This window comes from Streptomyces sp. P9(2023) (assembly GCF_032436795.1).
Taxonomy (GTDB): Bacteria; Actinomycetota; Actinomycetes; order Streptomycetales; family Streptomycetaceae; genus Streptomyces.
The window spans coordinates 18,991-42,936 of sequence record NZ_JAUPWM010000038.1 but is presented as its reverse complement, the minus strand read 5'-3'; the positions used below and the strand labels follow the sequence as shown (position 1 = coordinate 42,936).

The following is a 23,946-nucleotide window of genomic DNA, read 5'->3' as shown; positions in this document are numbered from 1 at the left end:
TGATGACTGGCGGGGCGGTGAACGACAGGACGAGCCTCAGAGCCGAGATGCTGGCGCTCCTGCTCGAGCCGTTGGGGGTGAATGCCATGGTCGGGCCGGCCGCGCTCCAGCGATTCGCCAAAGAGGTGGACATGGTCGCCCAGGCCCGCGGGTGTGCCGGCCTGCCGCCGTCCGGGAGCACCCTTCCGTGGGTGTCCGACGCTGTGGCGGCGTGCGTCGAGGAACACGAGCTGGCCCGCCTGACAAGGGCTGGAGGCCGGACTCCGGCGCCGGACGGGGGCAGATCCCTTCAGGAACTGAAGCGGCTGGAAGGGCTGCGGACTCATCTCCAGGCGCTGGAAGGCGTGCCGGTGGAAGCGCTTCGGGTGGACGCCGCGGCGGTGGCGGCCGCGGAGCGGCTGCTGCCCGAAGTCCTGGAGCCGTGTCGTCGTGCGGACCGGGAATGGCCCGAGGAGATCTGGCGCTCGATCCGTGAGATCGACATCGACCCCGCGCTGGCCGACCTCGGTCGTCGACGAGGAGGCCGGAAGGCGGCGGAGGCGCGCGAGTTCGTGCTCAGGCACAGTGCTGCGGCGGCCCGGGATCTGCGGAACCGGGAGCTGGTGCCGCTGCTGGAGAAGGTGCGGGACTTCGTCGCCGCGGAGGAGTCGTACGAGGCGGTCCTGTCCGAGCGGCTGCAGTGGTGGCGCTGGCTCGCGCCGGACGCGCGGTTCGGGTTCAGGTCGGATCGACGTGACGCTCTGCTCTGGGCGATCGAGGTCCGTGACACCGGTGCCGTGTCCGGAAGTACGGTGGACATGCTCGCGGACGACAGCGTGCGGGCGGTGATCGAGCACGGGCTCGCGACGGCGCCCGTGAACACGGCCGTGTCTCCGGCCGCGCCCGCCGCGAGCTCGGCCGCACGGCTCACGGCGGGGCTGCTGGCGGTCGCCTCCCAGACCGGCATCAACGAGTTGCGGGCGTTCGAGTCCTGGTACACGAAGAACGTCGAGTCGTTCGACCGCGTGGCGGCAGCCATGGACCTGTGGCGAACCGAACCGGATCTCCGCGAGGCCCTCGGGGCCCTGGTCGGCGAGCTCGCGTCCGGGGCGGTGGACACGAGCCGATCGGCCTACCGCGACATCCAGACCGCTCTCCGGGAGGAGGCCGAGGCCCGTCCTTCGCGGGCGCCGTACTCCGCGTACGCGATCGAGAGCGAGGACCTCGTCGGGGTCATCCGCCGCATCGGAGCGCTCGAACGCGAACTGAGCGATGCCGTACGGGGCATGCCCATGGCGAGAGGCAGGCTGCGCGTGGCCATCGCGGGAAGGACCAAGTCCGGGAAGACCACGCTCCGCAAAGCGCTGACCCGCGACGCGGACCGGACCGGGATCGGGCGAGGGGCACACCGCACCACGCGGGAGACCTCCGCGTTCCACGTCGGCTCCGTGACGTACCTCGACACGCCCGGCGTCGCCGCGAAAGACGACGACCTCGACGCCACGCGTGCTCGGGCCGCGTGCGACAGCGCCGACGCGGTGATATGGAACTACGCCGACACGCTGCGCGAGGAGGAGTCCGCCGAGCTCCAGCGACTCCTCCTCACGGGCAAACCTCTGCTCGCTGTCGTCAATGTGAAGGGAAAGGTCGACGAACCGCACCGTCTTGAGCGCTTCGCCAAGGATCCGGAGAGAGAGTTCGCGTCGGCGATGGGTCACACGGTTCGGATCGAGCAGGTCTCCGCAGCGGTCGGCGTCACGTCGCCCGTCGTCCTCCCGGTCCACTCCGGTGCCGCGCACGAAGCGTTGTCCACGGCGGACCGCGAGCTGGGGGACAGGGCCCTTCGGGCGAGCAGGTTGCCCGAGCTGGAGCAGTCCCTCACCCGGCTCCTGGCCGAGCGTGCGATTCCGCTTCGTGCGGTTCGCCTGGCCGAGGACGTGCGGGCGCCGCTCGCGGCGTTCCACGACCGGCTGATCGAGGAACTCCCCGGGATCGATCTCGCGCTTGCCGAACTCGCATGCTCGACGCCGCGTGACCGGGCAGAGTCGCTGGAAGCCTTCCGGACAGCGGGCCGGGACACGCGTGACCTACTCGAAGCCGAGCGCCACCGCGCCAAGGAGCGGGTGTCGGAGGTGGTTCGGGACCTGGGCGGCGTGGCTGACGCACAGCGGTGGAGCGACTTCGTCACCGGTTTGGACCTGGAGGGACTTCTCTCCGGTCTCGGGGACGCGTTCGAGCAGGAGGCGCGGAAGCGGGGGATGCTTCTGCGTGTACGGGCGAGCGCCCCGGAGCATCAGGACGACGCGCAGCCGCGTGTACGACCGCGTCCTGACCTGAAGGAGAAGGCCGTGAGCCTGGGCACGGCGGCAGCCAAGGGGGCGGCGACGGCCCTTCTGAGCTCCGTCGCGGCCAAGGGGATCCCCAAGAAGCTTGCGGTCCCCCCTCCCGCGGCGACGTTGGTCTACGCGGTGGAGGGCCTGGCCGGAGCGGCGAAAGCGGTGAGCGGTGAGGTTGCCCGCGCGCGGCGGGCGAAGGATGGGTGGACCAGCACGACCACGACCGAGACTGAGGCCTGCCTCGATGACCTGTTCGACGGACTTGTGGCATGGTCGGCTCGTATCACCGATGACGCGACGGCTCAGATCGATGCCCGGTTCGAGGCGCGGTCCGCGGACATCAGGGTCACGCGGGAGCGGTTCGAGCGACTCTGCGGGCTGCGGACGGCCGTGCGGTCCGCCCTCGACGCGATCGACTTCGTCCTGGCGCGCCGGCTCCTGGCTCTCGCGGGAGGAGACCCGGCGGCGATCCGTCGGGCACGTCGGACGCCGGGAGTCGAACTTCGTGTCTGGGTCGACGCGTCCCGCGTCGCGGACGTGCGGTCGTGTCTGCGGGACCAGTTCGTGGACGTCCTCACCGAACGGATCGAGATCCGCGCGGATCTCGGATGGCTCGGCACCCTCGAAGGAACCGAAGGGAACACAGATGGCTGACGGTGGTCCGGTCGACGCGCCCACGATCGACGGGGGCCGAAGCGTTCTCGTACTCGCGCTGGCCGCACGTGCCGAAGAGGTCCTGGGCGCTCACCCTCGCACTCGCGCTCTGACCACGAGCCTGCCTCGTGCGGACACGAGCCCGCTGCGGATCGCACTGCTGGGCCCGTACAGCGCGGGGAAGTCCACGCTCGTCGCGGCACTGCTCCGGCTCCCGTCGGCCGACATCGGTGATCTCGTCGACGCGGCGCCCAGGACGCACGAGGCGACGTCGTACGAGTGGAACGGAGCGACGCTGGTCGACCTGCCCGGGACGCTGTCGGGTGTCGACGGGCACGCCGATGCGGCGCGGGGCGGCGTTCGTGGTGCGGACGCGCTGATGATCGTGACAACGAGCGAACTGCCGGGCGAAGCAGAGACCAGGACGATTCTGCGGGCTCTCGACGCTGACGGATTCGCTGACCGGAGTGTGGTCGTCGTCAACAAGATGAACGCCGAGAACAGCGATCGCGATGTCGTCCTCGACGAGATCCGCGGGCGCCTCGGGCCTTTCGCCGACCGCGTCCCGATCGTCCCCACCGACGCACGCGACTACATTGACGCGCTCCATGACCCCACTCTCTCGTCCGATCAGCGACAGTGGCTTGTCGCGGAGAGCGGTATCGACGCTCTGGCGGCCGAGTTGCGGAGAATGACCGCGCCCGGTGTCAGCGGTGTCCGGCCCAAGGCCCAGGCCTTCGAACTCCTTCGAGTGCTGGCGGACGCCGAGCGGCAGTGGGTGCTGGACGGCGAGGAACTCGCTGCCGCGGAGAGCGCGAAGAAGGTCGAGGAGTCGATCTCCCGGGCGAAGGAGCGTGTGCTGAGCGCCCTGGTGAGAGGGAGTGAAGTCGTCGCTTCCAGGATCACGACGGCCGGAGACAGGGCCGCTGCCGGCGTCTCGGAGAAGGACGGCGTCTTCCCCGACCGCGTCACTCGTGCCGTCCAGGAGGAACTGGAGCGTGCGAGCAATGAGTTCGATGCGAGTTTCTCTTCGTCGGTGAGGACGGCGTTCGACGCGCTGGTCGCCGAGTACGGAACCGGTGTGCCCGAGCCTGAATCCTGGGTGAACGACCTCGAAGCACGCGAGACGACGTTCGACGGGTCCCCGGATGGCACGCCACCGTTGACGCAGGGGGTCAAGGAAGCGGCGAAGAAGGCCGCGAAGGTGGGTACCGAGAAGGCGGGCGAGTGGATCGGGAAGATCGCGGACGGCGGTAACGGGCCGGGAAGCGCGGCCTCCGCCGTCGTGGAAAAGCTCAGCAAGAACCGGGTGGGCCGGAAGATCCTTGACGCCGGAGGGAAAGTCACCAACGGCGCGGAGAAGTTCAAACCGTGGGGCAAGACCAAGGCGGCCGGCAAGGTAGCCGGTACGGCCCGCAAGGTGCAGTGGGTGCTGGCAGTCACGGGGCCGTTGATGGACCTGACGAGCGTCGCGCAGGACCAGAGCAAGTGGATGGCGCTCAACAAACGGCGGAAGCAGATCAAGGATCACTTCGACGAGGAAGCGCGCGAACAGCGGACCGCTCTCACCGATGCCGGTGAGCGGTACCTGAGCGAGTGGATCACCGAGGTGGAACGGTCGCTCAGCGGTCTCACGAAGCGGGGCTCGGACATCAAAGCCGAGCGTGAAGCGGCCCTGACGGCGATCAAGGGCCTCCGCGGCGAGGCCGAGAAGCTGGTCGGGCCGACCCGCTGACCTGACGGACCGTGGTCCCGGCGGTGAACGCGCCCCGTGACCACGGCCGCCGGGACAGGCGCTCAGGTTCCGATGCGAACCCTCGCCGACCGCGACCAGGTGTCCCGGCCGGGGGCGCTCGGGCCCGTCGGAGTGTCGGCGCCGTTAGCCTGTCGGTATGACGGAGCGTGTCGTTCCCGGCCGCGCGGACGGCCTGATCACCCTGGAGTGCGCGGACGCGCTGTGGGGCGGGCTGACGGCCGGCGGCGCTGTGCCGACGGCTTCCGGGGCGTTCACCCGCTCGCCCGCCCGTGCCCGGACGGGGTACGTCCTGCTCGGGAGCCGCGTGGTCGCGACGGCCAGGGTGGGCGGCGGTCGGTGGGGCGTCGCGGAGCGCGAGGTACGCCGGGCGGCCGCGGAACTGAACGCGGTGGTCATGGACCGGCGGGACCTGGTCCGCGTCGGCCCGTTCCGCGGGGCGCCGGTGCCGGAGCCTGAGCCGGAGCTCGACGAGGAGACGCCGCTGCGCTGGCGGTGGCGCGTCGCTGGGGAACTGGGGGAGCCGAGCGGCCCCGGGTGCGGGACACGGCACGAGGACGGCCGGCCGTGTCATCTGGCGGGGATCGACTGGCGGCAGCTACTCGTGGAGCACACCCGCGACGGGACCCGGCGGACGTGGTGGCTGCCGCGCGGGGTGGTGAGGCTGCTCGACGCGGCCGAGCACGCCGAGACGCGGTGGCTGCGAGCCGCGCGGACCCGTGAGACGGGCACGGCCGTGGCCGAGCCGCCCTCCCGCCCTCGGCGGGCCGGGGACGCAGACGGGCGGCGCGCGACGAGCCCTGAGGGCCCCGCCGCCTCACCGCGCCCGTACGGTAAGGAATTCGAAGGCCAGTTGTACTCGGTGCTCAGCAGGAAGCCTGGCATCGCCAGGAAGGTGGCCGAGTGGGTGTGCGCCGTCTGCGGCGGCGCGCCCGCCGCAGTGCTCGACCACTGCCACGAGCACGGCTACGTCCGCGCCCCCGTCTGCCAGTCCTGCAACACGCGGGAACGCCCCGATCATCTGTACGCCAACGACGTCCGCGTCGCGAACCGCTACACCCGCCTCTTCCGCACCGACGCCGACGACTGGCTCCGCCACTGGCACCGCTGCACCGGCTGTCGCGCGCGCACCACCCTGCCGCTGCCGCACCTCGCCGCCTGGACCGCCTTCATAGCCTGCCGGCCACTGCGCCCGACCCACCGGGCCCCGGGCGGACGTCAGCCCTGCGGCACCCTGCGCGTGTCCTGGGCGGGCAGTCAGAACGCGCCCAGGTCCTGCCTGTTCACGGTCACGGTCGATTTCTGCCCCGCCGGCGAGCATCGTGTCCTGGCGCGGGTCCCCTACCGTGAGGCCGCCGAGCGGTTACGTGGCTGGCTCGCCGAGACGGCCCCCGCCGTGGCCGCCGCGTCCGGCCCCGACCGCCTGGACGGCCTCCCCGCCCAGCCCCGGCCGGTCGTCGTGGACCCTGGCGGCGAGGGCCTGGGACTGTTCTGAGGTGAGGAGCCGCCCGCCGCGTACGGCGACGGGCGGCTCCCGCGTGACACCGGGCGGGCGTGCCGTTCAGTCCTCTGCCGCGTACCGCACGAACCGCGTCCAGCCCTCGCGGCCGACCGCGAACGGCCGGTGCTCCACGTCCTTGGAGTCCCGGACGTGGACGGCCTGCGGGGTGACGGCGACCTCGACGCAGCTGTCGCCCTGGGTCCCGCTGTAGCTGGACTTGAACCAGGTGAGTTCGGTCGTACTCATAGCTCTCCTCGCAGACGCTCCAGCAGGCCCCGCGACTCCTTGGGGTTGAGGGCCTGTGAGCGCAGTGTGTCATAGCGCTGACAGAGCAGACTCACCTCTTTCGGGTCGGAGATCAGCCGCCCGTTCTGCTGCCCTTCGGAGTACCCGAGCCGCCGCCCGTCCGGAGTCTCAAGGAGTTGCACCGGCCCGTCCAGGCAGCCGTGGAACTCGGCCTCCAGTGGAACCACTTGCAGGGTCACGTTGCGCGGTGCGCTCAGGTCCAGCACTCGGTCCAACATGCTCCGCTGCACCTCTGCCCCGCCCAGCCTGCGCCGGAAGACATGCTCTTCCACGATGAAGCTGAACGGGACGGTCGGCCGCTCGTACAGCATCTTCTGCCGCTTCAGGCGTGCGGCGAGCTGGGTTTCCAACTGCCGTTCCGTCAGCAGCGGGATGCTGTTGTCGAACACCGCCCGTGCGTACGCCTCCGACTGCAGCAGCCCCGGCACGAGCCGACACTCGTACGTGTACAGGCTGACCGCCACCTTCTCCAGGCGTGCCCACCGCCGGAACCACACCGCGAGACCCGCCTCGGCGCGAGTGAGGAACGGGGCGGACCTCCGCAGCGCCCCCGTGTTCCCCAGGGCCCCCTCGCTCGACGAACGCCTCGTCCGGCATCCGCCGCCCCAACTCCACCGATTCCACCGTGTGCTTGGAGAACCGGACGATCTCCGCGAACTCGGCCCTGCTGAGCCCCGAGTGCTCCCGCAGGGCCTGGACGACGGCCCCGAAGGTCCGCAGGCTGTCCGACGGATCGGGCTCCCGGCCCTGCTCGTCCGTCTCGTCCGCCCCGTCCGTCACGATCTCGACGTCCTCAGCCACCCGCGGCCACCTCCCGCACCCGTACCTCGACCGCCGTCCCGGCGATCGACAGCACTCAGCGTGACGCGTACGCCCCCGTACCGTCTACCGCATGTGCCCGTACGCTGACGCAGCGTACGGGTCTCGCTCCTGGCGCGTGCTCCCGCGCCCCCGCCACGCTGGCCTCATGTACGCGATCACGCCCCACCAGCACTCCACCGTATGGACGTTCGCCCAGCAGCTGTCCTCGACCCGTCGCGGTGCCCGCCTCGCCCGCCTGCTCGTCGCCGAGCGGCTGACGGCCTGGGAGGTGTCACCCAGCGTGGCCGAACGGGCGGTACAGATCACCGCCGAACTCGCGGCCAACGCCGTCCTGCACGGCCGTGTCCAGGGCCGTGACTTCCGGGTCGCCCTCACCTGCGCGGCAGTGTCCGGCGGTGTCCGTATCGAGGTCACCGACCCGCGCGGCGAACGGCTTCCCACCCCATCGCCAGGCCCCGGAGGCATCCCCTCCGACACCGAGTCGGGCCGAGGGCTCCTCCTGGTGGCCGCCCCGGCCGACCGCTGGGGCGTGGAGCCGTACCCACCGAGCGGCAAGACGGTGTGGGCCGAGGTCGAGGACCCGTTCGCGCGAGTTCAGGCCCCCGCGTCCGACTCCTCGCCGGGCAGAGGGCCGGCGAGGAATCCCGGCAGCGCTGAGCAGCGGCATCCCTGTACGACCGTCAGCCCGCCTGTGCCTTGAACCGCCAGACCGCGTGCTCCAGTGCCCCCGGTTCGTGCCCGAGGAGGGTGGCGGCCACCTCGTACGCGGTTCGCAGTTCCTCGTATGTGAGGTCTGGGACACCTGCCGCCGCTGCGAACGACCTCAGGTGCACGTCCACCGCGACCTGAGACCGGCCGACGAGGTTGCCGATGTAGTCGACACTCTTCGGCCCCACGCCCTTCACCGCTCGAAGGGCCGCACGGTTCTCCTGGCGGTCGAGCCACTCATGGAGATCGTCTCGGGTGTCGACACCTCTGGCGGCCAGCAGATCGGTGAGGGCGTGCGCTGTAGCGACCCTGCCGGGGCTGTTGAAGTCCATGGCGACGGCAAGGTCTTCCGTGGCCAGGCGTGCTTGAAAGCCGCGCACCGTGACGGCTTCCGGCCATGCGGACTGAAGTCGGAGAAGTCGCGGCCGGACGGTCGACTGGTACTTCCGGCGTGCCTGGAAACTGACATCGCAGATGACGGCACCCATGTGCGTCCAGCCGCCGGGCAGAGCGAAAGGGCCGGCGCCGAGGACGGCCCGAACATGGGCGGCGAGCAACTGGGCGGCGCTGAGAGTGGGCATGTCCCAATGGTGGAGTTCCGGTCTGACAATCGGAGCCGAATACGAAGAGACAGCAAGGTGCTCGATATAGCGCCGGGCCCATGATGTCAGCCGGTCGGGCTAGTCTCCTCCCTGTACTGATTCCGTAGTTGCTCACGCCACAGCGTCGCCACGTCGAGGCGACAGCATGGCGGCGGCGACCAGAGACGCGGCGCGACAGTGGGGCCAGTTGCTGCGCGATCGGCCTTCACTCTGTTCGCCCACCCGATAGGTTCCTTTCATGCCCAGCCGTCTCCTCGAACTGCACGTCGAGAACTTCCGAAGCCTGCGTGACGTGACCGTCCCACTCGGTCCACTGACCGTGCTGGTGGGACCGAACGGCGTGGGCAAGTCGAATGTGCTGAAGGTCTTCGACTTCCTGGCCGACATCATTCGTACGGATCTCCAGCCCGCGCTCGACACCAGAGGAGGGTTCGACGAGGTCGCCTTCTGGGGCGGTGCGAAACCTCCGACGTTCATGCGTGTCCAGCTGAAGGCCACCTGGACCAGCAATTCCACTCTCAATGCGCCCGACGAGTACAGCCTCACGATCCGGCGCCGCTCTCTGCCGTCGAACCGGGACAGCAGCCGGGCCGCCTACACCCTGTCCCGCGAAGAGAGCTTTCAGTTCAAGCGGAAGCAGGGGCGGGGGCGACGCATCACCATCTCCGGCGAAGAAGCCCGTGTGCTCGACAGGCGCGCCGGCAAGGAACAGGACAGCGGCAGCTTCGGCATTCGACGGCTGAGCAGTGGCTTGTCCACACTGCCCAGACTCGGTCCGGCGGACGGCGGCGACGAAGTGACCCGTGTCGCGGACCGCCTGTCCTCCTTCCGGGTCTTCGACGTCGATGTGGCCGCGGCCCGCATGCCCACCCGGTTGCGCGTCGCCGACCTCGCCACGCTGTCACCGCACGCCGAGAACCTTGCCGCGTTCCTGATCCACCTCAGCGGCCGGGACGAGATCTGGGAGAGCCTCGTCGAGGACGCCCGCCAGGTTCTTCCGCAACTGGAGAACATCGAGTTCGAGGAGGTCGGCGGTTCGACCGACCAGCTGACGGTCGTCCTGCGTGAACATGGCCTGCGCCGCCTGACCCCTCTGGCCGACGCCTCCTATGGCACGGTCCGTCTGCTCGGACTCCTTGCCCTTCTCTACGACCCTCATCCGCCGGCCTTCACCTGCATCGAGGAGATCGACCACGGGCTGCACCCACAGGCACTGGAACTCGTCGTGCAGCGGCTGCGGGAAGCTTCCGAGCGTACCCAGTTCATCGTCGCCACCCACTCACCCGCGCTCGTGAACCGGCTCCGTCCCGACGAGTTCGTCGTCTGTGACCGGGATGAGGAAGGTGCCTCGATCATTCCCGCGCTGACGGTGAGGGAGGTGGAGGAGATCGTCGAGGAATCGGGGGATCAGCCGCTCGGCGAGCTGTGGTTCTCGGGTGTGCTCGGCGGCGACCTCACCGGAGGTGAACTGTGAGCGCCAGTGGTCGGAGCGTGGGCCGGCGCACCAGTACGCAAGGCCGAGTGATCGTTCTCGCCGGTGAGGACCAGAACGACTGCGAGATCATGGCGGCGCTGATACGCGCGCACCGGCCCGACCTCGGTGCGACGGCCAAGCTGGTCCGCATCAACGACCCTGTGAGGCTGCGGAGAAAGACCGGTCCTGACCTGTCCGCGGCGGTGAAAGCGCTCGTCGGCAAGGCGCGTGCCAAGGCGGTTCAGCAGAGGGCGCAACTCGTGGGGTTCGTGGTCCACGAAGACCTGGACGGCTTCACCGACCTGGACTACGGCAGAGTCCGAGCAGCGGTTGCGGGTGAACTCGGCCGCCAGTGCGGCGGGTTCCCTGCCGCACTGGCGCTTGCCGCGTGGGAGTCCGAAGGCTGGCTCCTCCTGTTCCCTGACGCCTTCCCCCATGTGCGCCCGAGGTGGAGGGTCCCCGAGCAATTACGGGGAAGGGACTCGGGGCGGGTCAAGGAGCCCAAGGAAGAGCTCAGGCGACGGCTTGGCGTGCCACTCTTCCGAGAGAGTGACGGTCCCCTCGTCGCCCGCGAGGCCCTTGCGCACGGCCTGATCGCCGCCCCGGAAGGCAGGAACGACTCGTACAACGATTTCGCCCGGGACCTCGACAGCTGGTCCTGAGCACCAGGGGAGTGGTCAGGCCCGGAGTATGTCGGCCACTTGGTGGAGCGCGTCCTCGCGGTGCTGTTCGCGCGCCGCGCGGACCTCGGGGTCGGGCGACCACAGTGCCTGCCGGCCCGGGTGGTACGTGCGCACCACCTGGAAGCGCTCCTGGCCGGCGAGGGCCGGGTGCGCCTTCTCCAGCCGCCGCCAGGTGGCCTGCGCGTCGCCGCCCTGGAGCAGGACGACGCGGAGGTCCGGTATCAGTCCAAGGAGGCGCGCGAGGGCGTCGGCGCCGGCCTTCTGTTCGGAGGCGTCGGGCTTCCGGTTGATGTACCAGGGGTAGGCGTTCCAGGGCGTGACGTCGCGGGCGCCGATGCCGGCCTGTTCGAAGGCCCGGCACTGACGCTCGGCGCTCGGGTCGTCGTTCTCCGTGCACAGGAAGCCCGAGCCGGTGCCGTCCTGGGTCTTGGGCCCCGGATCGCGCAGCACGGACAGCACGCGCGCCTCGGTTCCGCCGTGCCAAGGAGCGACGTACGGCATCCAGCCCCTGCCGTCCTGGTCCCGCAGGCCGTCGACCAGCTCGTTGATCGCGCGGACGTGTGCCGCGTACCGGTTCCGCTCCTGGTCGGTACGGAACGTCTCGTTCGCCATCTGTCGCGCCATGTCGTCCTCCCCTGCCGTCTCGACCCGAGTGCGCGTCGACAGGGGCGGTGCTCGGCCTCCTACGCTAGAGGGTGGCACTGACATGTGGGGGCGAGGCCCGAGACGTCAGAAAGGCGGGTGAGGGCGGCAGCCAGCCCACCGCGCGGAGTGTCGGCATGACCCGGGTGATGACGTACGCCATGACCGGGGTCTCGTCGTCGTCCACGGGGAAGTACAGCGCGTGCTGGAGGGGCTTCACATCCTGAGGGTGCTCCAGATCGACCAGGGGGAGGTCCTCCCGGTCGAAGGCGGGTTCCAGCGTGACGCCGGGACGGCTCGTCAGAGTCCGCAGGAGCGACAGCCCGCACTGCGTGGCGAGTTGGGCCGTGGTGAGGGACTTCTTGAAGCCGGCCCGGTCCGAGCCGGTCCTCGGTATGACGGTCCAGGCCATGAGGCGCAGGCGACCCCTTCCGGCGGGCACGGCCTCGATGCCTGCGCGGCGGCGGCCGTGCAGATTGGCCAGGAGGGCGGGCATCTCGGGAACCACCGACGGCTGGTGGAGGACCAGGTCCCGCTCACCGTTGTCCCAGCGGGTGTCGTGCAGGGTGAGATCAGGACGACCGGGCAGGACGAGACACCATTCCACGGCGGTCCCGTTCTCCGTGGATCCGGAGCAGGTGGCTCCGTGGCGCGTCGCGCGGGTGCCTGACCGCCGCAGGGTCAGCTGGTCCGTAAGTCTCATGACGGTTGAGCTTCTCCTCAAGAAGTGGGGCCGTGCGGCCGTCTGACGGTCACTCATGCCGCCCGGATCTGCGATCGTACACAAATTCGCATGAAGTGTGGCAGGAAATATCTGTTGACGACGTCAACGTATCTACGCCAGTCTGGGGCTCCCGGGTGCGGACTTCGCCGTCGCACCCGCCGCCTCCCGTGCATGGAGCCACACCGTGAGCGACCAGCCCCACCCCTCCCTCCGCGACCTCGTCCTCCAGCGCCTGGCCGCCGCCGGCCTGGAGCCGGAGACGGCGGATCTGCTGCGCGACCTCTTCCCCGGGACTCAGGCCGGAAGCGCCTCCCGAACCGGTTCTCTCTTCCTCCGCTCCATCACGGCCGCCGGATGGCGAGGCATCGGCCCGGAGACCACGCTCGGCCTCACCCCCGCACCGGGCCTCACAGTGGTAGCCGGACGCAACGGCTCCGGTAAGTCCAGCTTCGCCGAGGCCGCCGAGATGGCACTGACGGGCGACAACTTCCGCTGGCAGGACCGTACTCAGATCTGGCGGCAGGGGTGGCGGAACCTGCACGATCCGGCGGCTCCCCGTGTGGAGGTGGAGTGCCGGCGCGACGGTGCCGACACGCCCGTCACCGTCCGCAGGAGCTGGCACGGCGACGGGCTGGGCGACGCACGGGTGGCGGTCCACCGGCCAGGCTTGCCCGGCGGAGAGCTGGGCGAGGTCGTCGGCGCGGAGGAGCTCGCGCTGTACCGGCCGTTCCTCTCGTATAGCGAACTCGGCGCCGTGATCAACGGCCCCATGACCGCCCTCCATGACGGACTCGCCCAGATCCTCGGCCTGGAGCAGCTCTCCGAGGCCTACAAGGAGGCGGGAGCCCGCCTCAAGGCGATCAAGGACGGCGAGAAGAAGGCCACCGACCTGGCAGCCGCGGTCCTCGCCGAACTGCGGGGCTCCGGCGACCTGAGGGCCGTCGCGGCCGTGGAGGTTCTCTCCGCACGCCGCCCGGACCGCGAACGCGTTCGCACCCTCCTTGCCGCACGGCCCGAGGGCGACACCGCCGAACTCGAAAGGCTGCGCGGGCTCTCCACCCTCGAAGGGCCTGATCTGAGCGACATCAGCGGTGCCGTGACGCGGTTGCGGGAAGCCGCGGCCCGGGCCGATGACGCGCGGTCCGGCTCCGCCGAGGACGCCCGCCGTCTCTCCGACCTCCTGGAGCGGGCGCTCGACCACCGGCGGCGGGCGCGGACTGCCGACTGCCCCGTCTGCGACACGCCCGGACTGCTCGACGACGACTGGGCGGTGCGCGCCCGGGAGCAGGTCGAACGGCTCCAGCACGAAGCCGCGGAAGCGCAGTCCGCGCGCGACGACCTGCGCGGCGCCATCCGCGCCGTCCACGATCTCGTCCAGCCCGTCCCCGTATGGCTCCGGCCGGAGGACTCGCCGCTCGCCGCCCTCTGGCGGGAATGGTCCCTGTGCCGGAGCGCGACCGACCCCCGCCCGCTGGCGGATCAGGTCGAGCGCCTTTCGGCCGCCCTCGCCGACGCCTGCCGGCAGGAGAGCGAGAAGGCGGCCCGCCTGCTCGCCGAGCAGGACGCCGGCTGGCGGCCGCTCGGGGTGCGCCTCGCCGAATGGCTGGCCGTCGCCGACCGGGCCGCCGAGGCCGCATCGCTCGGCAAGCGACTCAAGGACGCGCAGACCTGGCTCAAGAAGGTCACCGACGAACTCCGCGAGGAGCGGCTGCGCCCGTTCGCCGACCAGTCGCAGACCATCTGGAAGCTGCTCTGCGAGCGCAGCAGCGTCACGCTCGGCTCGATCGGCCTGACGGGGACGGCCAACCAGCGCAAGGTGAAGCTCGACGTGTCCGTGGACGCCATGGACGCGCCCGCCTTCGGCGTGATGAGCCAGGGTGAACTGCACTCGCTCGCCCTCTCGCTGTTCCTCCCTCGCGCCACCCACCCCGACAGCCCCTTCGGGTTCCTGGTGATCGACGACCCGGTGCAGTCCATGGACCCGGAGAAGGTCGAGGGGCTCGCGCGGGTCCTCCACGCCTGTGCCCAGCGCCGCCAGGTGATCGTCTTCACTCACGACACCCGCCTCCAGCAGGCCATCCGCCACCTGCGCATCCCCGCGACGATCATGCAGGTCTCCCGGCAGACCGACTCCGTCGTCAAGGTCACCCGCACCGACGACCCGGTCTCCCTCGCGCTGAGCGAGGCCCGGGCCGTCGCCAAGGACCCGAACGTGCCGCAGGACGTCGCCGACCGGGTCCTACCCCAGATGTGCCGAGGCGCCCTGGAGGCCGCCTGCCTGGAACCCGCACGGCGCCGCCTGCGGGCCGAAGGCCACGGCCACGCCGACGTCGAGGCCAGGATCGGCAAGGCGCACAAGCTCACCGATCTCGCCGCGCTCGCCTTCTACGACAGCACCATGGAACCCGCCCAGGTCCTCGCGGCCGTCGCGCAGGACCACGGCCCCTGGGCCCGCGCGCTCATCGAACGGTGCAACGCCGGCGCCCACCAGTTCCTCACCCCGATCGGCGACCGCATGGACCTGGTCCGGGACACCGAGCGCCTCGCGAAGGCGGTGCGCGGCCGATGACCCGTACCCCCGACGAACTGGCCGCGGCCGCCCGTCATCTGCTCCTCCCTCCCCCCGGTGTTCCCCACACCCTCGCGCCGGGACTCCGCGCCCGAGCCGCCGCCGCCCTGCTCCGGCTGGCCCTGGACGAGGCCATGGACGGCTTCTGGCGGCGGGTCAGTCCCGCCATGGCGCACAGCCGTGGCCGGACCAAGGCGCTCTGCCTGGAGTGGTACGCCCCGTGCTCCGTGGCCCGTCAGTGGTACGCCGTGTGGTCCGCGCTCAGCGCGGCCTGCCACCACCACACGTACGAACTCCCGCCCACCCCGGGCGAGGTCAGGGCCTGGCACGACGACGTCGTCGAACTGCTCGCCGCCCTCCGCCAAGGACCCGAGCGGACCGAAGCCTGACCGGTGCACCGAAAGGACCACGGCATGGACACACGCCGCTACCGCATGGTCGTCACCAGCGGCCTCGACTACGTCAGCACCGGCGCGCAGGTCGACGCCCGGCTCCGGGACTGGCTGCGTGAACCGCCCAAGAACTACGACATCCAGGCGTTCGCGGAAGGACGCAACGAGATAGCCCGGGGAGTCACGCTCGACCACGACTCGGCGACCGGCACCGGCGGGGCGTACGGGCGTTGGCGCCTCCGGGAGACCGCCCCGGACGGCACCTGGCAGACGACCCTGGTGATCAGGCAGACGGAGAGCCGGCCGACCCGCGTACAGCTGGACGTAGAGCACCTTCCCGATGATCCGGACACGTTGCCGACGCCCGCAAAGACCCCCCGCCTCGCGGCAAGCCTGCTGGACGTCCTCCAGGCCCGCGACGGGCTCGCGGACGTGACCCGGATGCCACAGGTCGTCGAGGCGGCCGACATCGACTCCGTCATCGACGAGTTGTGCGACGCGGAGCGCCGTCTGCCGATCGTCATGGCCACCGCCCCGAACGGGGCCGACTTCGATGTCTGGCTGGAGCGGACCCTGGACCCGCTGGTCCGTCCCCTGGCCGGCCTCGCCATCCTCTACGCCCTCGCGCCCGGGGCGGACAACCGCTTCAACCGGCTCATGGAGTACCACCGGGTGTACGGCGGCGGCATCCGGACCTTCCTTCCAGGTGTGGACCCGGCCTGGGCGGCCGACGGCCAGCGCCACCGCGTCATGTCGCACCGGGTCGTCGCCGAGAACCCGGCCCGGGCCCGCCGCCTGCTCGCCCAGCTTCCCCAGGGCCTCGCCACCCGGGCGCCACTGCCGCCCGAGCTGGACGCGGTACCCGTGTTGCGCGCGCGTACCAAGGAGAGCTCGGGCAGCTCCGAGCTGGAGCGGCTGAGGGACGAGAACCACGCCCTCTTCGAGATCCTCGAGGAAGCCGGGCGCGAGCAGCGGGTACGGGCCGACGAGATCAGGGACCTGAAGAACGAACTCCAGCGCGCCAGGAGCGACGAGATCACGCTGATCGCCGAGTACGACGAGCAGTACCGGGAACTGCATGAGACCCGGGTCCAGCTCGTCACTGTGCAGAAGCGCCTGCTCGCCCTCGGCGCCGCCGAAGCCGCGTACGCCCCGGACGACGGCGGTCCCGCTGTCCCCGAGTCCTTCGCGGAGATCCTGGAACGGATCGAGGAGATGCCTCGCGTGCACTTCACCGGAGCCAGGAAGATCACCCTGGAACTGGACGACCAGGCGTACGGTTCCTCCTGGGTCCGTATGGCCTGGGACGCGCTGCTGGCGCTTCGGGACTACGCCGACGTCTCGGTCGACGGCCCCGCCGACGGCGCGGCCTTCCGTGACTTCAATCAGTGGTGCGAGGACGCTCCGGGCGGCAGGCACGCGATATCGCCCCGTAAGGTCGTGCGCGACGAGTCCAGGACGGTGAAGACGAACACCGTCTGGCGCAAGGAACGGACCTTCCCCGTCCCGGAATACGTGGATCCCGCCTGCCGGCTGTTCATGGGCGCGCACGTGAGGATCGGCGGCGGCAACACCGTCGCTCCACGCCTGCACTACCACGACGCCGCCCGCGCCGAGCACGGGATCTTCATCGGATACATCGGGCCGCACCTCACCAACACCCTCACCTGAGGTACGGAGCGGGGCTAAGGTCCTTCTCGGCACCGGCCTTCGGGCATATGCCCTGCCCGTGTCCAAGGGCTCACGGGAACGAGGAACGTACGTGAACCAGGAGTGTGCGTGAACGAGGACAGCGGCAACCCCGCCGAGTACCCGGAGTTCCGGCTGCGGCTGCCCGGCGGGGACGGCATCGGGCGGGCGGTCGGCGTCCTCCTCGACGCCGTCGGCACCAACGGGAGCCGCAAGTTCCTGGTCCGGGCCGGTTCGCCGGCCCGGGAGCACGTCATGCCGTCGTTCCCCAAGCACTTCAGCGGCACGTTCAAGCGGCGCGAGGAGCTGAGAGCCGCCGGAGTCCTCGCGCCGTCCGACCGCTGGCCCGGCTGGCTGGAGCTAACCGCTGACGTCGAGTGCGGATCGCCGTCCGCCGCCGCCGAGATACTCGTCGGAGCCCCGCGCAACGGCTGGGAGGAGTGGCGCACCGAGGCGGGCACACCGCTGTCCGACTTCATGGAGGGCATGCGTTCCGGGCCCAACCGGGCCTGGCTCGTGCGCGGCTCGAACGTGGCGGGCAGTGACCTCGTCCACCGGCTCTGGCTTCCCGAGGGCAGGGTCACGCTGTCGGCCTCGCGGCTGCGCCAGGGAGTGGCGCAGGGGGCGAGCAAGGAGCGGCTGAGAGCGTTCGTCGAGGAGGACTACGGGACGACGGCGACCTACAACCAGAAGCTGGAGCTCGTCGACGAGCTGTACGCGTTCCTCTCCTGGATGAAGCCGGGCGACACGGTGTGCGGCATCTCCGGGGGCCGCCTGTACGTGGGTGAGATCACCGGAACGGCCGAGCAGACCGCCTCCGAAGGCGGCCGCTCCAACCTGCGCCGCCCCGTCGACTGGCAGAGCAGCGGGTACGCCTACGACGAGCTTCCCGAGGAACTCCAGCAGAAGCTCTCGGCGCAGCACGACGTCGTCGACCTCACCTCCGTGCAGGCCCTCATCGACGGACTCGGCCGTACCGACGAGGAGCTCGCCGACGAGGCCGTGTCCCGGGAACGCGACCCGAGCGAGACCGTCCCGGCCCTCGCGGCCCGGCGTGAGCTGGAGCTTCCCGAGCCGGGCCAGGCCCTCGCCGACGAACTGCTCGTCCACGACGTGGAGTGGCTGCGCGAGGTGAAGGACCTCCTCTGGGACGAACGGCAGCTGGTGCTGTACGGCCCGCCGGGCACGGGCAAGACCCACCTGGCCCTCAAACTCGCCGAGTTCCTCGGAGGCGGACCCGAACGGGTCAAGCTGGTGCAGTTCCACCCCTCGTACGCGTACGAGGACTTCTTCGAAGGGTTCCGCCCGAAGGAGGACCCCGACACCCGGGAGGTCGCCTTCCGGCTGACGGCGGGCCCGCTGCGGGAGCTCGCCGACCTCGCCTCCCGCGAAGGAAACCGCCACATCCCGCACTTCCTGATCATCGACGAGATCAATCGTGCGAATCTGGCCAAGGTCTTCGGAGAGCTCTACTTCCTCCTGGAGTACCGGAACAAGTCGGTCCGCCTGACTTACTCGGGCGACGACTTCGCCCTCCCGTCCAATCTCTTCGTCATCGGGACGATGAACACCGCCGACCGCTCCATCGCCCTTGTCGACGCGGCCATGCGCCGGCGCTTCGCCTTCGTGGAGCTCTCGCCGCGTACCGAGCCCACCCAGGGGCTGCTGCGCCGCTGGCTCGCGGCCCAGGACCGCGGACCCGAGCCGGCGGACCTGCTGGACGCGCTCAACTCCCGCATCGACGACCCCGATTTCCGCATCGGCCCCTCGTACCTGATGAAGAAGGCGGTCTACCGGGAAGGCGGCCTCGACCGCACCTGGCGCACCAAGATCCTTCCGCTCCTGGAGGAGCATCACTACGGAGAGGGAATCGACATCGCCAAGACCTACGGTCTCGAAGCCCTTCGCGCGACCATCGCACCGGCTGCCGGCCCGGTTGAGCCCGACGCGTGACCGGCATCCAGCTCGTCGAACACGCCCCGCACACCACCCATGACCTGCCGACGGCCATCGGCCAGGCACTCGCCGCCTCCCGGATCGTGGACGCGGCGCCCGACCCGTACCGGACCGGGGGATGGCGGCTGCGCGCGGGGAGCAAGGTCGGAGCCTTCGTGGTCAGGGCCCCGGGGGAGGACCCCGTCACCCTGAGGATCACCCCGAAGGTGCCGATCGCCCACCTGTTCTTCCTCCTGGGGTACGCCCTGAACCCGCGGATCCACCAAGAGGGCACGGTGGAGGTGTCGGCGCACACGGACCTGGTTCCCTTCTTCGCCCAGACCTACGAGAGGGCGCAGGAGCGAGCCCTGAGGCAGGGAGTGCTGCAGGGTTACCGGCACACGGAAGAGGCGTCCCCTGTCCTTCGCGGTCGGCTCAGGGAGACCGACCAGGTGCGCCGTCACCACGGCCGGCTGTTTCCCCTGGAAGTGGCCTACGACGAGTACACCACCGACATCCCCGAGAACCGGCTGCTGCGGGCGGCGACCGAGCGGCTGCTGAGTCTGCCCCGCGTCCCGGCCGGAGTACGGCGGTCCCTCCAGCACCAACGGGCCCGGCTCATCGACGCCGAGCCCCTGCTGCGCGGCGCCGCTCCGCCCCGGTGGCGGCCGAGCCGCCTGAACCTCCGCTACCAGCCCGCGCTGCGGCTGGCGGAGACCGTCCTGCGCCGCGAGTCGCCCGAGCACCTGCCGGGTGACGTCACCGTCGACGGATTCCTGCTCGACATGAACAAACTCTTCGAGGACTTCGTCTGCGTGGCCCTGCGTGAGGCCCTCACAGCGCATGGCGGACACTGCGCGCTCCAGGCCAAGGGAGTGCATCTCGACGCGGACGGGACCATCCGCATGAGGCCGGATCTCCTCCGGTACGGGGACGACGGCCGCCCGCTGAACGTGGCCGACGCCAAGTACAAGGCGCAGAAGCCCGACGGTTTTCCCGACGCCGACCTCTACCAGATGCTCGCCTACTGCACAGCGCTGGGTCTTCCCGAGGGGCATCTGATCTACGCCAGGGGCGGCGCGCTTCACGCTTCCCACCGTGTCCGGAACGCGGGGATCGTCATCCACCAGCACGTCCTGGACCTGGAAGGGCCGCCGGCGGAACTGCTCGGGACGGTCCGGGACCTTGCCCGCCTGATGGCCGAGGGCGCGGGACTCGCATCCCCCTAAGATCGTTTCGGCCGCGCCGCACGCCACGAGGTAAGGAGCCCACCGTGCCCCAGCTCGCCTTCGCGAACAGCTTCTGGGAGAGCTACGACGTGCTGGAGAAGCCCGTCAAAGCCGGAGTGCGCAAGGCGATGACCAAGTTCCAACAGCTCACCGTCGCGGAACTGCACGCCGACAAGGGGCTTCACCTGGAGTCGGTGGACAAGGCGCGCGATCCACGGATGAGGACCATCCGGATCAACGACTTCTGGCGCGGAGTGGTCCTCGCCCCGAACGACGGCAGCGATGTCTTCCTCCTCATCAACGTCGTGCCGCACGACGGCGCCTACAGCTGGGCGGCCAAGCGGCTCTACACGGTCAACACCGCCACCCGCGGCCTGGAGGTCCGCAACGTCGTCGCCATCGAGCAACTGACGCCGGCCCTGGAGGCGGCGGCGGCCACGGCCCCCGCCCTGCTCTTCGCCTCCCACTCGGACACCGTGCTGCGGGAACTCGGCATCGACGCGCAGGTGTTGCGTGCCGTGCGCACGATCACGGACCAGGCCCAGCTGGACGCGTTCGGCACCCTGCTTCCCGAGGACCAGTTCGAAGTCCTCCAGTACCTCGCGGAGGGCTTCAGCCCCGAAGAGGTCTACCGCGACGTCGTCACCGCACGGCGGCCCGCCGACGCTCCTGGGGACCCCGCGGACGACCTCGCGTCGGCGATCCTCCACACCAGAAGCCGCATCACACTCGTGACCGGGCCGGACGAGCTGGCCGAGATCCTGGAGAAGCCCTTCGCGGCCTGGCGGGTCTTCCTCCACCCCTCCCAGCGGCGCGTCGCCTACCGCGTGTCCTACGGCGGACCGGCGCAGGTGACCGGAGGCCCGGGCACGGGCAAGACTGTCGTCGCCCTGCATCGCGTCAAGCACCTGTTGTCCCGCTCCGAGGACAGCCGGGTCCTGCTCACCACGTACACCAACGCTCTCGCGGCGAGCCTGCGCGAGAACCTCGCCCTGCTGCTCGACGGCGATGAGGCGCTGCTTCGCAGGGTCGACGTGACGACAGTGAACGCCTACGCGCACCGAGGCCTTCAGGCAGCCGGCGGCCGGACTCTGTCCCTCGTCGGAGACCGTGAGGAGCAGCAGATCTGGCAGCGGGTCGGCAAACGCCTCGGCCTTCCGTGGCCGGAGCAGTTCCTCGCCCAGGAATATCGCCACGTCGTACTCGCCCAGGACATCGGCACGCTCGACGCCTACCGGGGCGCGGTGCGCAGAGGACGCGGCTCGGCGCTGCCCGTAGCCCAGCGAGAGCGGGTCTGGGAGGCGGTCGAGTTCTTCCGGGCCGAACTTGCTGCCCGAGGCGGCCGCACCCACCTCGATGTCTGCGCCCAGGCGGCACGGCTGCTGGAAGGGAAGGTCGCTTCGGACGGCCACGACTACGACCACGTGGTCGTCGATGAGGCGCAGGACCTGCATCCAGCCCAATGGCGGGTGCTGCGGGCAGCTGTGGGCCGTGGACCCGACGACCTCTTCATCACCGGTGACCCCCATCAGCGGATCTACGATTCCAGGGTCTCCCTGGCCTCACTGGGCATCACGGTGACCGGCCGGAGCGGTCGGCTGCGGATCAACTACCGCAGTACGGAGGAGATCCTCGGCTGGTCCACCGGCATTCTGAAGGAGATGGACGTCGAGGATCTCGGGGGCGACGGTGCGGACAGCCTCCTCGGTTACCGCTCACTGCTCCACGGAGGACGCCCTCACGTCAGAGGTCATGCTTCCGAGCAGGTCGAAGTGGACGCGATCGTCGAGCGGATCGAGGAGTGGATCGGCCAAGGCATGCGCCCCGAGGAGATCGGGGTGTGCGCCCGCTTCCACCTGCTCCTGGACAAGGTGTACGACAGGCTCGCGGCTCGGGGTATTCCCGTGGTCCGAGTCAAGGAGGGACCGGGGGCGGGAACGGCAGGGGTGCGCCTCGCGACGATGCACGCGATGAAGGGGCTGGAGTTTCGTGGCGTCGGTGTACTCGGGGTTTCGGACGGCGCACTCCCGTTCGCCCGTGAGGTCACCGCGGCCGCGACGGACAGGCTGCAGAACGAGGCCGATCTGCTGCGTGAGCGGTGCCTGCTCTTCGTCGCCTGCACACGGGCCAGGGAAGCATTGCACGTGTCCTGGAGCGGAAAGCCCAGCCCGTTCGTGCCCCTGCCTTCCGAACTCCCCTGACCGGCCGACGGGTCACTCGCCGGAATCGTCCGCAGGAGGTGCAAGGGCTCCGTTGGTCAGCCCCTCCCGGGCCAGAGCGGCTGCCTCCTTCCCCAGTTCGGCCAGACTCGCGACGCGTTCCTCGAACTCTTGGAGAGAACGGAAGACGGCTCCGTAGCGACGCTGGTCGGCGACCGCCATCTGCGGGATGCGGGCCGCCCGCGCGTCCACACGGTGCGTTCCGCTGGTACTGGTCGAGCGGCGGACGTTGGACGCGCTCTGAAGAAAGCCGCGCAGGTAGTCCGTATCGAGTTGAGGACTCAGGGATTGGGGGCCGCCGGCGCCCGCCTCGATCAGTCCCGCTCGGGACAGATCCGCGAGGCTGACCGTGGCTGTGTCCAGAGAGTCTTCTCCCGCCGTTTCCCGCAAGGCCGGCAGGAGTGCGCCCAGCGCTTGGAGCTGCTGCTCGATCTCTTCGCGCAGGGACCAGTACTCCGCCCGGAAGTCCTGGGTGGAACGGTGGATGTGAAGGTTCGGCGTGAGGTCCACGGTCTCGTCGAGGAGGTCGATGAGGGGGATGTCGGCGACCTGGTCGCTGGTGGGTTCTAGGGGTCCGTCCGGATCGTTGCCCGTCAGGTCGACCATGCGGACGTGTGACGGAGTCGTGTCGTCCGGTTTCGGGCGGCGGAGGATCCAGAGCAGTACGGGGACGGAGTGCGAGGAGGCGACTCCACCCGGTAGCGCGATGACGTGGGCGAGGATTCCCCGCCGTACGAGTTCCGCCCGGATCCGGCGTCCAGCCTTGCGGTAGGCCACGGATGACGGCATGACGATCACCGTGCGGCCGCCAGGGGCGGTGTGGGCGTAACAGTGCTGGAGCCAGGCGAGCTCCCCCTCCGCCTTGGAGGGGGTGCCAAGCTCCCATCGTGCGTCGAGGAGCAGTTCCTCGCGCCCCCAGTCCGGGCCGACGGCGGGAGGCTCGCACACGACGAGGTCGGCGCGGAGCGAGGGCCAGGCATCCGCCCGCAGCGAGTCACCCGCTTGGATCACCGCATCGGCTCGGCCGCTCAACTTGGCTCGGAGTTCCGCGAACCGTGCTGCTGCGGGGTCGATCTCCTGCCCGCGAATGACCGTACTGCCGTCGTCCCCCGCAACCATGAGAAGGACCCCGATCCCGCAGGCGGGATCGAAGACGGTGGTGCCCTTGGGCAAAGGGCCTACAAAGTGAGCGACCGCCCGGGCGATCCTCGCCGAGGTCACCTGATCCGAGCCGCTGCGACGCGCCGAATCCTGAAAGCGTTCGACGAGTCCGTCGGCCACGTCGGTTGGTGTGGCGCTCTGTGCTGACGAGGCGACGATCGCAGCCGCTGCGGAGTCGAGACCAGACGGATTTCCCGTCGAAAGGAATGCTGCGACCGAAGACAGGCCGCTGATCATGTCATCGCCGAACGACGCGCGGAGCGCCTGCCAGAGCCGGACTTCGTCGGACACGTCATGGCTCTTCCGCTGGTTCGCGAGCCATGCCCGTACATCGGTAAGGGAAAACAGAGGTGTGCCCGAACTGCCTCCCGCCGGGGCGGGGAAGTCCTTGTGGCGGCGTCTCCAGTTCGACACAGCGGCTCGTGTCACGCCCGCGATGCGAGCGATCTCGGCCCCGGTGATCAAAGGGTCTACTGCACCCGCGTCATCCCTCATACGGAAACCGTACACGCCATTGCAGACACGCGGTAAGTGTTGTTGACGTCGTCAACGCGTTCATCTGGGACGG

17 protein-coding genes and 1 pseudogene are annotated in these 23,946 nt (G+C 70.1%); 12 read left to right on the top strand and 6 right to left on the bottom strand.

The window, feature by feature from the left end; genetic code table 11:
* The first annotated feature begins 2 nt into the window (after positions 1-2).
* The 3 genes from Q5762_RS30985 to Q5762_RS30975 all read left to right on the top strand — a co-directional run bounded on the left by Q5762_RS30985 (position 3) and on the right by Q5762_RS30975 (position 6,217).
* Positions 3-2,969 carry a GTPase gene (locus Q5762_RS30985; protein ID WP_315895598.1) on the top strand — a complete coding sequence of 989 codons (2,967 nt, stop codon included), beginning with the start codon at positions 3-5 and terminating at the stop codon, positions 2,967-2,969.
* On the top strand, positions 2,962-4,704 hold the full coding sequence (locus Q5762_RS30980; protein ID WP_315895606.1) for a GTPase: 1,743 nt from the start codon (positions 2,962-2,964) through the stop codon (positions 4,702-4,704). Before Q5762_RS30985 ends, Q5762_RS30980 begins: the two co-directional genes overlap by 8 nt.
* A gap of 157 nt (positions 4,705-4,861) precedes the next feature.
* The gene (locus Q5762_RS30975; RefSeq protein ID WP_315895597.1) at positions 4,862-6,217 is read left to right on the top strand and encodes an endonuclease domain-containing protein; all 1,356 of its coding nucleotides are present in this window, start codon (positions 4,862-4,864) and stop codon (positions 6,215-6,217) included.
* Between the two features lie 66 nt (positions 6,218-6,283).
* Here the strand turns inward: Q5762_RS30975 and Q5762_RS30970 are convergent, their stop codons facing one another.
* Both Q5762_RS30970 and Q5762_RS30965 read right to left on the bottom strand, forming a co-directional pair.
* Complete coding sequence (locus Q5762_RS30970; protein WP_315895596.1) at positions 6,284-6,469, bottom strand: DUF397 domain-containing protein; 186 nt, start codon at positions 6,467-6,469, stop codon at positions 6,284-6,286.
* Positions 6,466-7,309 (bottom strand): annotated as a pseudogene (locus Q5762_RS30965) (Scr1 family TA system antitoxin-like transcriptional regulator). The gene Q5762_RS30970 and the pseudogene Q5762_RS30965 overlap by 4 nt, the downstream one beginning before the upstream one ends.
* Before the next feature lie 187 nt (positions 7,310-7,496).
* On the opposite strand from Q5762_RS30965, the gene Q5762_RS30960 reads away from it, so the two are divergent.
* Complete coding sequence (locus tag Q5762_RS30960; protein ID WP_315895595.1) at positions 7,497-8,051, top strand: ATP-binding protein; 555 nt, start codon at positions 7,497-7,499, stop codon at positions 8,049-8,051.
* On the opposite strand, the gene Q5762_RS30955 is transcribed toward Q5762_RS30960, so the two are convergent.
* Positions 8,032-8,640, bottom strand: a complete 609-nt coding sequence (locus Q5762_RS30955) for a hypothetical protein (RefSeq protein WP_315895594.1) — start codon at positions 8,638-8,640, stop codon at positions 8,032-8,034. The genes Q5762_RS30960 and Q5762_RS30955 overlap by 20 nt on opposite strands.
* Positions 8,641-8,899: 259 nt before the next feature.
* Between Q5762_RS30955 and Q5762_RS30950 the strand changes: the two genes are divergently transcribed.
* The gene (locus Q5762_RS30950; RefSeq protein ID WP_056557557.1) at positions 8,900-10,135 is read left to right on the top strand and encodes an AAA family ATPase; all 1,236 of its coding nucleotides are present in this window, start codon (positions 8,900-8,902) and stop codon (positions 10,133-10,135) included.
* A 47-nt stretch (positions 10,136-10,182) separates the two neighbouring features.
* Complete coding sequence (locus tag Q5762_RS30945; protein WP_315895593.1) at positions 10,183-10,797, top strand: hypothetical protein; 615 nt, start codon at positions 10,183-10,185, stop codon at positions 10,795-10,797.
* 15 nt (positions 10,798-10,812) lie between these two features.
* On the opposite strand, the gene Q5762_RS30940 is transcribed toward Q5762_RS30945, so the two are convergent.
* Both Q5762_RS30940 and Q5762_RS30935 read right to left on the bottom strand, forming a co-directional pair.
* Positions 10,813-11,442, bottom strand: a complete 630-nt coding sequence (locus tag Q5762_RS30940; RefSeq protein WP_315895592.1) for a uracil-DNA glycosylase — start codon at positions 11,440-11,442, stop codon at positions 10,813-10,815.
* A gap of 64 nt (positions 11,443-11,506) precedes the next feature.
* Complete coding sequence (locus Q5762_RS30935; protein WP_315895591.1) at positions 11,507-12,163, bottom strand: hypothetical protein; 657 nt, start codon at positions 12,161-12,163, stop codon at positions 11,507-11,509.
* A gap of 205 nt (positions 12,164-12,368) precedes the next feature.
* On the opposite strand from Q5762_RS30935, the gene Q5762_RS30930 reads away from it, so the two are divergent.
* From Q5762_RS30930 to Q5762_RS30905, 6 genes are all read left to right on the top strand, one after another.
* Entirely contained in the window at positions 12,369-14,753 is a 2,385-nt protein-coding gene (locus Q5762_RS30930; RefSeq protein ID WP_315895590.1) for an AAA family ATPase, read from the top strand.
* A complete protein-coding gene (locus tag Q5762_RS30925; RefSeq protein ID WP_103419641.1) occupies positions 14,750-15,142 on the top strand; it encodes a hypothetical protein in 393 nt (130 codons plus the stop codon). The genes Q5762_RS30930 and Q5762_RS30925 overlap by 4 nt, the downstream gene beginning before the upstream one ends.
* A 24-nt stretch (positions 15,143-15,166) precedes the next feature.
* Complete coding sequence (locus Q5762_RS30920) at positions 15,167-16,816, top strand: hypothetical protein (protein WP_315895589.1); 1,650 nt, start codon at positions 15,167-15,169, stop codon at positions 16,814-16,816.
* 108 nt (positions 16,817-16,924) lie between these two features.
* Complete coding sequence (locus Q5762_RS30915) at positions 16,925-18,787, top strand: DUF4357 domain-containing protein (RefSeq protein WP_315895588.1); 1,863 nt, start codon at positions 16,925-16,927, stop codon at positions 18,785-18,787.
* On the top strand, positions 18,784-19,998 hold the full coding sequence (locus Q5762_RS30910; RefSeq protein WP_315895587.1) for a 5-methylcytosine restriction system specificity protein McrC: 1,215 nt from the start codon (positions 18,784-18,786) through the stop codon (positions 19,996-19,998). The genes Q5762_RS30915 and Q5762_RS30910 overlap by 4 nt, the downstream gene beginning before the upstream one ends.
* Before the next feature lie 44 nt (positions 19,999-20,042).
* Entirely contained in the window at positions 20,043-22,199 is a 2,157-nt protein-coding gene (locus tag Q5762_RS30905) for a UvrD-helicase domain-containing protein (protein ID WP_315895586.1), read from the top strand.
* A 12-nt stretch (positions 22,200-22,211) separates the two neighbouring features.
* On the opposite strand, the gene Q5762_RS30900 is transcribed toward Q5762_RS30905, so the two are convergent.
* Positions 22,212-23,873, bottom strand: a complete 1,662-nt coding sequence (locus Q5762_RS30900; protein ID WP_030026468.1) for an N-6 DNA methylase — start codon at positions 23,871-23,873, stop codon at positions 22,212-22,214.
* Positions 23,874-23,946 lie beyond the last annotated feature (73 nt).

What these genes read in the sequence shown, in the direction of transcription:
- Q5762_RS30970 (WP_315895596.1), bottom strand. Translation starts at nt 6,469, where the DNA reads ATGAGTACGACCGAACTCACCTGGTTCAAGTCCAGCTACAGCGGGACC.
- Q5762_RS30955 (WP_315895594.1), bottom strand. Translation starts at nt 8,640, where the DNA reads ATGCCCACTCTCAGCGCCGCCCAGTTGCTCGCCGCCCATGTTCGGGCC.
- Q5762_RS30925 (WP_103419641.1), top strand. Translation starts at nt 14,750, where the DNA reads ATGACCCGTACCCCCGACGAACTGGCCGCGGCCGCCCGTCATCTGCTC.
- Q5762_RS30940 (WP_315895592.1), bottom strand. Translation starts at nt 11,442, where the DNA reads ATGGCGCGACAGATGGCGAACGAGACGTTCCGTACCGACCAGGAGCGG.
- Q5762_RS30920 (WP_315895589.1), top strand. Translation starts at nt 15,167, where the DNA reads ATGGACACACGCCGCTACCGCATGGTCGTCACCAGCGGCCTCGACTAC.
- Q5762_RS30975 (WP_315895597.1), top strand. Translation starts at nt 4,862, where the DNA reads ATGACGGAGCGTGTCGTTCCCGGCCGCGCGGACGGCCTGATCACCCTG.
- Q5762_RS30935 (WP_315895591.1), bottom strand. Translation starts at nt 12,163, where the DNA reads ATGAGACTTACGGACCAGCTGACCCTGCGGCGGTCAGGCACCCGCGCG.
- Q5762_RS30960 (WP_315895595.1), top strand. Translation starts at nt 7,497, where the DNA reads ATGTACGCGATCACGCCCCACCAGCACTCCACCGTATGGACGTTCGCC.
- Q5762_RS30985 (WP_315895598.1), top strand. Translation starts at nt 3, where the DNA reads ATGACTGGCGGGGCGGTGAACGACAGGACGAGCCTCAGAGCCGAGATG.
- Q5762_RS30980 (WP_315895606.1), top strand. Translation starts at nt 2,962, where the DNA reads ATGGCTGACGGTGGTCCGGTCGACGCGCCCACGATCGACGGGGGCCGA.
- Q5762_RS30900 (WP_030026468.1), bottom strand. Translation starts at nt 23,873, where the DNA reads ATGAGGGATGACGCGGGTGCAGTAGACCCTTTGATCACCGGGGCCGAG.
- Q5762_RS30950 (WP_056557557.1), top strand. Translation starts at nt 8,900, where the DNA reads ATGCCCAGCCGTCTCCTCGAACTGCACGTCGAGAACTTCCGAAGCCTG.